9 protein-coding genes and 2 pseudogenes are annotated in these 12,461 nt (G+C 55.8%); 6 read left to right on the top strand and 5 right to left on the bottom strand.

Features of this window, described 5'->3' with window-relative positions:
- Positions 1-739 precede the first annotated feature (739 nt).
- The 3 genes from MRBLMS1_RS01525 (at position 740) to MRBLMS1_RS01515 (ending at position 2,431) form a co-directional block, all read left to right on the top strand.
- On the top strand, positions 740-1,279 hold the full coding sequence (locus MRBLMS1_RS01525; protein WP_485877354.1) for a hypothetical protein: 540 nt from the start codon (positions 740-742) through the stop codon (positions 1,277-1,279).
- 173 nt (positions 1,280-1,452) lie between these two features.
- The gene (locus MRBLMS1_RS01520) at positions 1,453-1,668 is read left to right on the top strand and encodes a hypothetical protein (protein ID WP_485877352.1); all 216 of its coding nucleotides are present in this window, start codon (positions 1,453-1,455) and stop codon (positions 1,666-1,668) included.
- A 430-nt stretch (positions 1,669-2,098) separates the two neighbouring features.
- The gene (locus MRBLMS1_RS01515) at positions 2,099-2,431 is read left to right on the top strand and encodes a hypothetical protein (protein WP_485877350.1); all 333 of its coding nucleotides are present in this window, start codon (positions 2,099-2,101) and stop codon (positions 2,429-2,431) included.
- A gap of 604 nt (positions 2,432-3,035) precedes the next feature.
- On the opposite strand, the gene MRBLMS1_RS01510 is transcribed toward MRBLMS1_RS01515, so the two are convergent.
- The 4 genes from MRBLMS1_RS01510 to MRBLMS1_RS01495 form a co-directional block, all read right to left on the bottom strand.
- A complete protein-coding gene (locus MRBLMS1_RS01510; protein WP_485877348.1) occupies positions 3,036-5,453 on the bottom strand; it encodes a DNA repair protein in 2,418 nt (805 codons plus the stop codon).
- 60 nt (positions 5,454-5,513) lie between these two features.
- Positions 5,514-6,797 carry a metallophosphoesterase family protein gene (locus MRBLMS1_RS01505; RefSeq protein ID WP_485877347.1) on the bottom strand — a complete coding sequence of 428 codons (1,284 nt, stop codon included), beginning with the start codon at positions 6,795-6,797 and terminating at the stop codon, positions 5,514-5,516.
- A 2-nt stretch (positions 6,798-6,799) separates the two neighbouring features.
- Complete coding sequence (locus MRBLMS1_RS01500) at positions 6,800-8,203, bottom strand: recombination directionality factor (protein ID WP_485877346.1); 1,404 nt, start codon at positions 8,201-8,203, stop codon at positions 6,800-6,802.
- Positions 8,204-8,345: 142 nt separating this feature from the next.
- Positions 8,346-9,245 (bottom strand): site-specific integrase, encoded by a 900-nt coding sequence (locus MRBLMS1_RS01495; protein WP_485877344.1) that lies wholly within the window; start codon positions 9,243-9,245, stop codon positions 8,346-8,348.
- 220 nt (positions 9,246-9,465) lie between these two features.
- Here MRBLMS1_RS01495 and MRBLMS1_RS01490 point away from each other — a divergent pair, with 220 nt between their 5' ends.
- Positions 9,466-9,786, top strand: a complete 321-nt coding sequence (locus MRBLMS1_RS01490; protein ID WP_485877342.1) for an H-NS histone family protein — start codon at positions 9,466-9,468, stop codon at positions 9,784-9,786.
- Between the two features lie 338 nt (positions 9,787-10,124).
- Positions 10,125-10,454: pseudogene (locus tag MRBLMS1_RS01485) on the top strand (helix-turn-helix domain-containing protein); the annotation flags it as partial.
- Between the two features lie 547 nt (positions 10,455-11,001).
- On the opposite strand, the gene MRBLMS1_RS01480 reads toward MRBLMS1_RS01485, so the two are convergent.
- The gene (locus tag MRBLMS1_RS01480; protein WP_485877341.1) at positions 11,002-11,382 is read right to left on the bottom strand and encodes a hypothetical protein; all 381 of its coding nucleotides are present in this window, start codon (positions 11,380-11,382) and stop codon (positions 11,002-11,004) included.
- Between the two features lie 248 nt (positions 11,383-11,630).
- Between MRBLMS1_RS01480 and MRBLMS1_RS01475 the strand changes: the two are divergent.
- Positions 11,631-12,318 (top strand): annotated as a pseudogene (locus tag MRBLMS1_RS01475) (IS6 family transposase).
- Positions 12,319-12,461 lie beyond the last annotated feature (143 nt).

Raw genomic sequence — 12,461 nt, 5'->3', positions numbered from 1 at the left:
ACGATAGCCATGCTTATCTTCTCGTGTGTGGGGCATCGCGGTCTCCATACGGGGCCATGGTGCCTTCTTTTTTTGGAGAGCTATCATGTCCCAACGACAATTTCTACAGGATCAGCCATACCCGCTTTGCATTTTACTCGGCGGCACCGGGTTACGTGAGGTGAACGGGGACGTGCATGTCGTGTGTGCACTGCTGCGGGCAGGCTCAGGCGACCCTCGGATATCGCATACTTCAGCGTACGCGCAGATGCCATATCAGTGTCATCCTGGCAGTGTGTTCCCGTACCTGCGGTCAGGCATAGGATCGTTATTTGCCTGTGTTGTTCACATCGCGACGAAGCTCTGGTTGCGGCGAACCCAGCTGATGCGGCGCCTTGCCCGGAGTGACTTACACTCCAGCCAAGGCACTTGCTGAGGAGACCATCATGGGAATCAGGGTATTTGGAAGGAGTGTCGAGCCTGGCGGAATGGAACTCGACAATGAGCGCTTTGAAGCGGAGTGCCCGGCATGTTTGCATGAGCGGGCCAGGTATCACAGCTGGGAAAGTGCTGAGTCTGGCACGATCAATCAGCACTGGAGCATATATTGCCCCGCATGCGGTTATTCGTTGCCAGATGAGGGAGAGTGCTAAAAAGATTGTCTCGTTTGCTTGTTAAAGGGCGCGGGACGTGTTTAGACGAGGGAGCACCAGCATCCGATAGGATGCCGGCGTTCCCTTTTGTTTTTGCGGAGGACATCATGCATCACGAAGCAGAGGCGAGGGCAGGGAAGCGACGGCGCTCCTTGGTCGACATTGAAGAGGAGCGGGTTTGGGCGAGTCTTTATCGGCGCGCGGCAGACCCAGTGATTGCCGCCGAGTTGGTGGCGCATCTGGAAAAAAACGGTGAAATGCGATTGCAGCATAGTGGTCTGTATTTGCGTTGTAAACATGTGTTGCGAAGGGAAAAAGCGCGTCAGGCACGCCTGCGCAAGATTGGCGCCGGGATCCGTTGGGCAATCCATATGGTGATCGGCGTCCCGATCGGTTTGACGAGCAGGTTGTTCAGGTCGATGGGAGCAGTTCTGTTGGCCTGTTTGCCAGAACGCGAGGATCAGGCAGCCGCTCAGTTGGGCAGGTTGGCATCTGGGGACGCCGGCCCGTTCGCGGCCGGCGAGGAAGTCTCACCGTCAGGGATTGCTCGCCCATTGCGTGAAACCGTTGCAACTGACGCCGGGCAACAGGCCGGTATGAGCGCATCTCGTCGTCCGACAGAGCGCGCTGGCGGCAGGGTGCGTTGATTCACGATCGACTCTGGCATAGCGGCCGCTGGTCGCGCTGCCAAGATTCAGGATCGTGAGCCTTCTGCCTGGGAACTGCATCATGCCTGGACGCACTAGGAGCCAGTTGGTGATCGGTGAAGTATTGTGCCGGCCGATGTGCGGCATGAGGCGACCGTTTCGTCGATGAGCTGATGCAACAACCTCATCTCGTCGGCACGACCCCGCAAATGCTGTTTGCATTGTTCGATGTAAGCGTCGAGATCGGTGAGCCTTTTGATACCCACCGGTTCAAAACCAGTGACGTAGCGCAAGCGTTCCACGTCTCTCGCCGTCAGTCGGATATGTACGCCAAGTTGCAGCATGTTGTTGCCAATCGTGGCCCTCATCAGATCCTGAATTCGGCATAGAAGGTTTTTTCTATGCCGATACCGTTGCTCAGGATAGGCATGGATTGAGCAGATTTCAAGTCGCCAGCATACGCCAAGCTGGCATCGTCCAGGTTCCCTGCCGTGTGCTGGCATCGCTTGCCCAGGACATTTCAATTCCCTCAAGCATGGAGGACATCATGAAACATCATTATTTACTCTGGAAGAGGAGTGGGAGTCCATACACCAGCGCGGCTGGAGAAGTTGACCCGCTCATTGAACAATTAGAGGCACTGCCTCCAGGGGCGCGCGTGGTCACTCGGGACGGCGCGCAGTTTATTCGAACAAACAGGACGTGCATTTGCTTTTGCGACCTGACAACAGGGCACCTGTGTTCAGCAAAGGATCTTTGCTATGGACACGGTGGTTCTACGGAAGACGGCGCAGGGCATTTGCACTGAGGAGTATTGTCATGAATGAAGTCATCAACATAACAATTAGTTTGATTTATCACGAGTATTGCCGCGCGCTTGACATCCGTTATGATGAACGGCGTCGACACGACCTGATGAGCGTGATGTTATATCGCGCTGAGGAGATGGGGTATGACGACTACAAGCGGGGCAATGAGCAGGTGCCGCGCTTGTTTAACCAGGAGATCGGATTGCGGGATGCCTGGCTGATGGGGTTTGCGCAAGCGGCTATCAGCGACAGCGTTGAACAGTTAAGGGCGTTGCAACGTAAGCGCCATCAGAAGTCAGCCGAAGCGGTAGAACCTCACGGAGGCGATGATGGACGATGCTAACGAGGCTCACGGTCTTGCTGTCGTCCTGCAATACATGGAGGCGGCCGAGAGGTGGCGTCCGGACAGCGATGAGTTGGTGCAGCTGGAAGCATTTCAGGCAGCGCTGCACCTAGGCTATGAAGACTACTTCGACGCACGGGACGAAATGCCGTTGGTGTTTCTGTTCCATGAGTCGCTGCAGACCTTATGGCTGGAGGGCACGCATCTCGCCAGGACGGCAGCCGAAATGCGGCTATGCCGTGCGCATGGCGGATGGAAGTGTGATTGTGCCAAGGCAGTAGACGGCAGGTGTTGGAGAAACCAGCTCCGTCAAAGGCGGATATGCGAGCGGCAAAACAGGGTGGCTCAGCTTGCCCCACGATTTGCAGAGGCGTCCTGAGTAAGCATGCTGACAAGCATGTATCACGACAACGGGGGGCATTTACACTTTGTACCCATAGCGGTGGAAGTGCTCAGATGAATGAGGGATGATGAGCGGTAGCTCGCTCATCATCCCTGTTTGTCCAGGCATTCTTCAAGCGATGGCACGGCCAGAGTGTAAGAAGTGCATACCAGAAGGCGGATTGGCGGGTGATGCAATGGTGACTGGTGTGTATATTGAAGACTAGATGAGATCGATGGTGGCGTCAGCCATGGCCGCCAACTCTGGCGTGTGTGAAATAAAGAATTCTTGTCGATAATTACCCAGTTGCATAACCTGTCTTTTCATCGCAAGGAACATGCGTTTATGCTCGGCATCAAAGGCACCATCCGCTTCGTCCGAAAAGAGGGTTTCGCTGCGCCGGTTGTTTGACTGGGCTAGATACAAGGCCATGGCGCGCGTGAGGCATTCGTTGATCCAGACGCGCTCGCCTCCGCTCATCTTGGAAGCGCTCTTGGCGAAGCCGGTGTTGGCGTCGTGCACGATGACGTCAAATCCTTCCCTGGATTGCCCTTTGCCCGATTCGAGCAGCGTGCGAATGGATACCGTAAAGCGTGGCCCATAGCACGCCATCAATAAATCGTTCGTGAGCATCGACAGGGCGGGGCCCGCGTCGTCAATGGCTAATGCGATGATGCCATCGTTCCCCAGGCATGTGGCGAACAGAGACCATATTGCTGTCTGCTCTTCAATATGAGCGATGCGGGCATCCAGAGAGGCTAGCGTTTGACGTTGACCCAGTCGCTGGCGTTGAAGTTCAGTCAGGCGGTGCTGTCGCCCGATCGCTTCGTTTAGTTGTGTTTCACATTCTGTGAGCTTGTCCGTGAAGTGAGCGATTTCCTGCTCGGCCTGAGTGAGACGAACCAGATCGAACGGCGAAGGTAGAGCGGCGAGTTGCTGTTCAATACGCTCACGTTCCATGTGAATTCCCTGCGCGATCTGAGCGCGCTCACCTGCAATGGCTGCCAGTTGCTTGTCAATGCGTGCTTTTTCCTGTTTTTCGGTATCCGTTTCGTGGTCGACGGCCTGCGCGAGCAGGTGAATCCGGCGGATCACATCGTCGATGCTATCCCGTGCCTGCTCGATCTCGCTGGCGCGCGCAGCGACTTGCTGATTGGTTGCGCGTCTTTCCCGAGTACGATCCAGGCGGCGCAGTGCCCGCGCCAAGCGCTCTGCCGTGTCCGGCATCGCGGCGATTTGCGCGTCCAGCTGTGACAGCACCTCGGATTGCTGGCGCTGGGCGTGTTCCAGGCGGCGCAGCGATTGTTCGTGCTGGGGAATGATGGGACGGGCTGAGCGGGCGTGTTCGAGTAGCTGGCATTGTCCCTGGAGCGCGGTCCCCGAGCAGGGAACGAGGGAGGTGAGCGAGAGGCGCTGGTGCAGTGCTCGGATCTGGCATACCGTCTCACCGATTTCCCGGTTGAACCCATCGATCTTTTGCAGGGCTACAGCACGCTGGGACGTTGCCTCCGTATGCCGATCATGCAGCTGACGGCAGATTGTGGCATGATTGCTGCGGTATTCCTGCAGGCGTGTCAGGATCGGTAGCCGCTCAACGGCGCGGGTCACGCGTCGGTGATCGGCGTTGAGCAACCGCAGGTTCGCATGCCGGCTGACTGCAGTTAGATATTCCTGCGCATGCTCGTGCCGCCGCTGCACGATCTGGTGGATCATGGCCTGGCCTACCGCGATGAGGTCATGTTCTCGCTCGTCGATTTGCTGATTGCGTGCCAGCAGGCGATCACGCAGGTGCTGCAGTGTCTGGTTGAGCTGCTGGCGCTGGTTCGCGTAGGTTGCGGAGACGGTTTGTTCGGCCTTGAGGGTGGCCAAGGTGTTTTTTTTCGCATCCAGCGTTGCCAGTGCTGCCTGCCTGCCGCGTTGTAAGGTCTCCAGCGCGCCGTCGGGCATGCTCAATTGTCGCGATATCTCGTGATTGTCATCGATTTGTTGCAGTAATAGGCGTCGCTCCTGCTGCCATCCGGATAGCCCGCAGCGCAGCAGTTTCGCCGTCTCCGCAGCCTGTAGCCCCTTGGCACGCACGCGCTCCAGTCCGAGCACGTCACTCAATAGCACTTTGATTTCCGCATTGCGGTAGTGAGCCAGTTGGCGCCTGTTCTGCGCCGAGAATGCTGTGGTAAAAAAAGTGGCGGCTGGGCCGACGATGTCCTCGACGCAGCGTTGGTAGGATTCCATCCGGCCATCGGAGAGGCTGCCGTCTGGGCGTTGCACGGGTTGCCATGTGCCATCGCAGAGCTGATGCAGGTAGGCCTCGCTCCTGCGCTTACCGTTGAGTCGAATGATGATCTGGGTGCGGTATTGCCGTCCCGCCATTTCCCACAGGAGCTCCTTGCGGTTGACCGGCAAGTACACCTCATCGTAGTAGGAAAAGCTGCCAAGGCCGTCAGCCCCTGCCTTGGACGGCATGGTCGCAAAGGGCGTCATATTGTCTAACACGGTGGTTTTGCCGCGTCCATTCGGGCCGACGATGGCCACCAGCTGGGCGCCGGCTGTGAGGCGTTCGAAATCGAGCGTCAATGTTTCTCTGTTCATCCCGTCGCGAATACCGATGAAACCCGTCAAGGTGAGGGAAAGAGGGCGCATGGTGATCTCTCCTGGTCAAAGTGTCTTTCGTTCTTTAGTATGAAGCGAAGCACGCGCACCTCAAGGCTGCACAGCCCCGTTTCCCGAAGCATGGCACTCGCTTGTACAAGCGTCGCCAGCAACGGTTTCTATTGACAGCGCAGCCATAGCAATGTCGGCGGGTGAATGGATAGCTAGCTGGGCCAGGCACGCCAATAAGGGCGCTGCTGGCGTATCGACCTGCTGTGCCCACGCATGCACTTGCTCTTCAAGTTGATGGCAGCGTGCCATTCCCTCCGCTCTAGCGCGGGCGATCGGGATCACACGGCCTTCGAGCTTGATGCCTGCCGCGCCACGAAACAGTGCCGTGATCGCTTCGCGGTCGATGGTGGCGCGCTCCTCTTCAAGGCACTGCCAGCGGATACGCACCCAGGCACCTTCGATGGAGTGGCTAGCGACGTATTGGTGCAGTGCATGCATATCCGGCGCTCCGGCAAACGCCAGCTCCAGCGTGCGGCGAGCCGGCGTCGCGACGAGTTCGAAGCCAGCGCTGTTCGCGGTGACGTCCCACATCAGGAAACCCTTATTGCCTTGTTCACCGTAATGCAAGCGTCCAATGGAGCCGGGGTAGGCGATCACCTGTCCGTTGTGGTCCCATGCCTGATGCAGGTGAATATGCCCCAGCATGAACGCATTGGCCTGTGCCTGAAACAGCGCGCCTGCGGTAAATTCATGGTCCATTCCCGCCATCGGCACCCCATGTTCTGTCATGCAGCCAATCACGGTACCGTGGGAGAGCGCGATGGTGGGAATACCCCGCTGGCGCGCCAGCAGATTGCCTGGCGCGTAGCCGGCCAGGAGGTCAGCCAGATAGTGCCCCATGGCCTGTCCCGCTTGTTCCGCACCGACACTGGCGGCCACCTTCGCCTTGTTCATGGTCGGAATGCACGAGCAGAGAAGGGCACAGTCCGTGTCGCGCCAGTCGTTGGCATCGAAACGGCAGTGAGCTGAAGCGCTCCATTCACGTCGGCTATTCAGAATGACTTGCTGCAGATGATTGGCCACGTGAATGGGATACCGTCCCGCTAGCAGGGAAAACAGATCCAGCGTACCGGGTGGTTCGTGGGAAAACGTCCCTTGCAGCATCAGGACCGGGCAATGGTCGGCCAGACGCCGGATCTGGCGCGCAAGCGCCATCAACGCCGGCGAATGGGCGTCCAGGGCGTGATCGGTGGTGTCGCCCGTAATGACGGCGACCTCTGCCTGTCTTGCGATCGCCTGGTCTACGGCATAGGTGAAGCACGTATCCACCTCGGGCAAGGTCGATACTGCATAGTGCAAATCGGAAAAATGAGCGATGCGCATGACTATTCTCCCTTGGCTGGCGCTGTTGGCACGCGCGGCCGGGATGACGGCGTGTCCGACGCGCGCAGGCGGGCATTGACCTTTTCACAGAAGCCTTCCGGATCATTCTGATAGCGTTCCAGTTCCGCCAGCACGCGTTGACGGCCGTTCGGATTGCGCCGCCAGCCGGCTCCCCACTGGCGGTCAGCAAAGAGGCCAAACCGATCCTGCTCCACACCATAGGCCGCTGCCAGGTCAAACAGGGTGCGGATTGCTTCCTCTTCGCCGCAGTGGTTGGCCTGCTGAGGTGGTGCCAATGCCGTGGCGTCAGTGGCCGCTTTCTGCTGCATGGATGCTTCACTCTGTGCCGGTTGCTCCAGTGGCACCTCACGTGCCTCATCGGGGCGGAGCTGCAATGAGGCAATGTCTTGTTGTTCCTTTTGCCCCTGCAGGATATGGGCGGCCTGATCGGCCAGGTGTAAAGCGCTTTCATCGTCATGCTGGATCAGGAGGGAAGAGACATCGATGGGTGCTTCCAGTTCGATGATCCAGTGTGCGCTGCGCACGGATTGCCCGGTTTTGGGATCGATATGGGAGACGTCGCGCAGCTTCTTACTGAAAAAGAAGGGCGTGCGGTGCTGATCGAGGAAGCCGGCCAGGCGGCCACCGCGCATGAACGAGATGGTTTCAAAGCGCTCGATGGCGCGGCTCATGGCATAAAAACTGTTCGTGTGCAGGACAAAGGCATCAATCGAGGCAATGCCTGGAATATAGAAAATGAATTTTCCGGTCAGATTACATTGCCGGTTCTGAAATTCCGGGCAGTTTTCTGGATCGCAGACACCATTGTTTTCTGGCCGTAGTTGTACTGGGCGTCCACCGAAGGTGCGCACCACGCGTTGGCTGCGCTCATCAAAACGCACGGGCGCATACATTTTGCAGTAGCGCGTATGGCCATCTGACGCATACTCGCTCCAGTAGCGTTTGTCATTGCGTGCCCAGGCAGCCAGTTCATGTGGCATGACCAATTGCCAGGTGTCGGCCGGAAAAATGACCGGAAAACGATACAGCCGGATGACGCCGTCGCCGCGATCTTCGCCAAACGCCGCCAGAATCTGCGCTGCCAGGGCCGGATTGGGAAAGTCATTCGGACGTACGGTGAACCACGCCACATTTTTGGGCACCAGCGGTGCCTTGATGTCCGGGAAGGCCTCGGCAATCTTTTGTCCGATCTCTTCAAACGAACAGTTTGAGGCCAGCCCTTGCTCGTAGATCGCTTTCGCTTGCGGATTGCTCGCTGCCGCCTTGGACAGCACCTTGATGCCGGCGCGGATCGTGCCACCCGTGGGAATGCGGGCCGGCCGTTCTCCAAGGACCGTTGGTGGAGCGGCTTGCGGCAGTGAGCGATTGACGATTTCCTTGTCCATGATGGTCTCCTTGACGTGAAAATGAGCGATAAACCATCCTCTCATTGACCATTCGCGAGTCAACCCCGAGATCCTTGTCCAGACACTTTGCTACGGGACGAGCGAACCTAGGTAGTTCGAGCGATGGCAAGATGGGTCGTGTTCAAGTGCCGGAGGTGCCTGGATGGGGTGGCTTGCCGGGACTTGTCGTCAGCAGGCGCTGCACGGTACCGGTGCGTGTACCAAGATAAAATGCGATCTCGTCGTGTGTGCTGCCGTCGGCCTGCAACCGATGCGCCACTGAACGGCGCGCACCCAGCACACCCAGACCAGGCTGATTGGCGTAACGGAAGATACGCTGCAGGACATCATGTAAACCCTTTTCGGCAGTGGCTTTTGCTGATGGCGAAGTAAACGATTCACCAGTCCGGCTGAGAAATAGGCTACTGTCGCCCTGAAGGCCTCGGTATTCTCTGCGATCGCTCACACCCCAACCAGCGGCTACGCGCCACGCAAGATACGCGTCAAGCCAGTACAAGACTGTTGCGTCGAGAAGCAGTGGGCGCCTTACGCCATTTGTGGCCGCACCAGCTGGCAGCCATACTGGAGAGCGGTGCTGGCCCGACGCATCGATGTAGTCCGCGATGGTTATCCTGGCGATCTCATTCGGACGTGCACCGGTATGGATAAGCATGAGGAGAAGGGCGATATCGCGCTGTTTGCAGCGGCTATGCCGTGCCGTATGCAGCACCAGCTGGTCAATGTGTGCCCGGGTAATGATTGGAAGTGAGGCTGTGGCCGCATGTTTCGCCAGCGGCACGAAGTGTTCCAACGCTTCCAGATAATCTTTTCCATGCGCGCGGATCACATGGGCAGTGGGCGCACTGTCCTCGTCGATGCCGACCACACCAACGATGGACTGCAGATCTCGCGCTAGATCGGTAACCGATTTGGACACCGTCGACTTCGTGACACGAAACCGCGCTGCGATCTGGTCATAGGTCTGCCCTTGAAGCATGGCCAGAAGCCAGGTCGATGCGAAGGAAGGGGATCGTGGTTCCATATTTCAGCCTTCGTGGCCACGGTGATTTTCACGATTGTTGCCGGGTCAGCTGCATGGCTCCAGTCGAAATGGCCCCTTTAAACAAGGGGTTTCGATGTTACAAGGAGAAAGAAGACGGCTAAAGCACGAACGAAATGTTTTAGAATGGCTTTCACTTGGCATGCATGCTCAAGTCACATACAGGCATCCCCCAAATTTGTATTACTTTCAAGGAGTTCATATGGATACCTCATCATTATCACTGGCCGAGTTAAAAAAGCTTGAAGCGCAAGCAATTCAAGAAATCAAGACCCGACAAAAAGGCGAGTTGGAAAAAGCCCGTGCAGAAATGCTGGCGATTGCCCAGCGGGTCGGTGTGCCGCTGACACAGTTGATCGCCGGCGTGCCAAAAAATGCAGCGAAGGAGGAGAAAAAAGCAGTGGCTGCTCTATATCGCAACCCCGAAAATCAGGATCAGCAATGGAGTGGGCGCGGACGCCAACCTTTGTGGGTCAAGTCTTGGCTGGAGAAGCATCAATCGCTTGATGGGATTCGTATCTAGTTTGAATTTCCTATTCTGATGCCGGTAGTTTGTGCAATCGTTCTGCGATATTTGAATCGCCTCCGTGACCCCGCCTCCCGCCGCGTTGTTGACGAAGACGAAAAGTAGCGTTCGACTTGTAAAAGGGGGACGAGTATTGGTGATAATGGGACAGTGACCATAGAATCAAACTGTAGTGGTTTAATGTACCCGGACACTGATTTAGGCGAGAATGCTCGCCATGGAGAGGTGTTGTTGATTTGCAGCGAAATCTGACCCACTTCACCGCATAATTTGCACACGAAACTGACCCACGTATAAGACACAATCCTGCTCATGACATTGAGTGGGGAATTGGAGTGATCGACGTGGCATTACTAGGCATTATTCCACGCTGGCACATTCGCGACCAGGTCCCTTTGAGAGAGATAGCCAGGCGTTTGGGCATCTCTAGAAACACCGTCCGGCGCTATCTGCGATCGGAAACCATTGAGCCAGCCTACTCTGAGCGGCGCTCCGTCCGGGCCATCGACAAATACGCGTTTCAGCTTTCTGCGCTCCTAAAAACCGAGGCGGCGCGATCACGCAAGCAGCGGCGCACGCTGAAACAGATCCATGAAGACTTGAAGGAATTGGGATTTGAGGGGTCTTACGACAGGGTCGCGGCGTTCGCGAGGACATGGAGGGAGGGTCAAACTGAGAGGGTCAATCCGGCCAGCAAACGAACAGAATCCTTTAAATCTACAAAAGGGAAAAAGCTATCGATCCGCCGCGATTGATGTCGAATTTTTAAAGAGTTTGATTGGTTTTGATGCTAAATCCTGCCGCAAGCTTGGGGACGTTGATCGGATCAGTAAGAATGACGGTGAAATACGCGTAACGATTACCTATTACGACCTTGCGACGGAAAAGTACCGACATCAGTCTAGGATAGCAGTAAGCAGGGAGTGAGGGTGTGGGCGGTAACCAAGCGTCGATTTGAGCCTAGGGACGTATTGCTAGATGATGGCATCACACCGCTGGGAAGCGGCATGTTTTTTAAGCTGAGGGGTGCTGCGCGGCGCAGTTCCAGGGCAGCAATTTGACCGGGTGAGCGGCGATGTGCGCCAGTCCATGGCGTAGCTAGGCCTCAGGATCGGCGCTGTTGAGCTTGGCCGTCCCGATCAACGAGTAGAGCCCCGCTTGGAGAAGTGCCTAAAAATTGTGGCACTTCAATTCTCGACGAGAACACCGCCTTTAATTTAAAATGTCCAAATACGATAATTCGCACCCTCCGCCCCGAATTGGCAACTGATCATCAATATTAATGTTAATTTTCTTCCCTGTCGCGAACGCAAGATAGGCAGAAGCGATTATATGTTTATGTTTTATATCGACGTGAACACGATAACTGTTGGGCGCACATCTCGCTCCACTTGGAAAAATTAATGGTGAAGAAAACCAAATTTCAATCGTATTTGAAAATGCTGGAGAATAGTACTCACCAACGGCACGTATTTTACTAATAGTTAAATCACCAATGTAGATATCGGAAGCTCTCGCATGAGAGCCAAACATCACTAGAATCAGAGATAAAAAAAGAGATTTTATTTTTGAAAAATTGACAGTCATACCCATCTTTTCATGTAAGAGGTTCATATTATGAGCAAAAAATCATCCCTTAGGAAGTTGATTATGTGAAATTTATTATACCTTTGAACACGTGATTAATCTATGATTTTCGCCGTCGGTAGTTAAGCATCAAGTTCCGTCTGAATCGCCATCAGTAGCTTAGCAACTCACCACCGGCAGTTAAGGTTCTGTCGTATTGGCAACCCTCCGGAGACCGGCTAGGTAGACTAGGACCCCCGAACGCTGGACTCGACATGCTCAATTTTAAAGGAACGCGTTTTCCGATCAACGTCATCTTGGTACGCATCCGCTGGTATGCAGCCTATCCGCTGAGCTACCGGCACATAGAGGAAATGATGAAAGAGCGTAGCGTGTCGGTCGACCATTCGTCGATTAATCGATGGACGATCCGTTTCCTGCCGCGCATTGAGACAATGGCCCGCAAACACAAGCGCGCGGTCGGTAGCAACTGGCGCATGGATAAGACCTATATCAAAAGGTCAAGGACATCTGGAAGTATCCTTATCGCGCTGTCGACAAGCGAGGCAAGACCGTCGACTTCCTGCTCACGGCGAAGCGTGACATGACTGCCGCGAAACGCCTCTTCAATAAGGCGATAGAATCGAACGGTGATCCGGGCAAGCTCGCAATGGACAAGAGTGGCGCGAACAAGGCGGCCATCGATACGATCAATGCCGGCCGCGACGTGCCGATCCTGTTGTACCAAGTCAAATACCTCAACAACATCGCGAAACAGAACCACCGCGCTATCAAGCCAGTGACCCAGCCGATGCTCAACTTCAAATCATGCCACTGCGCCGGCTCCGTGATTGCTGGCATCGAACTCATGCACATGATCCGTAAGGGCCAATGAATCGTACAGTGATGATGCCGTTCGCAGACCAATTTTATGCGCTGGCAGGACCGGTCTCTCCATTTTGACGGCCGAAGTGCCATACCGGGATAACTTCGCCCTCCGATCAACAACGCGACAGAACCTCTTTACGTTGTTGCATTCGCCAATCTGGTACTGGCTGGCAGGCGCTTTACAATCACTGAATCCCGTAGTCCGTCTTGATGACAAA

It is taken from the genome of Massilia sp. LMS1-1-1.1, assembly GCF_040815535.1.
Lineage (GTDB): Bacteria > Pseudomonadota > Gammaproteobacteria > Burkholderiales > Burkholderiaceae_D > Janthinobacterium > Janthinobacterium aestuarii.
The sequence above is the reverse complement of the archived record's forward strand: the minus strand, read 5'-3'. Positions and strand labels throughout refer to the sequence as shown.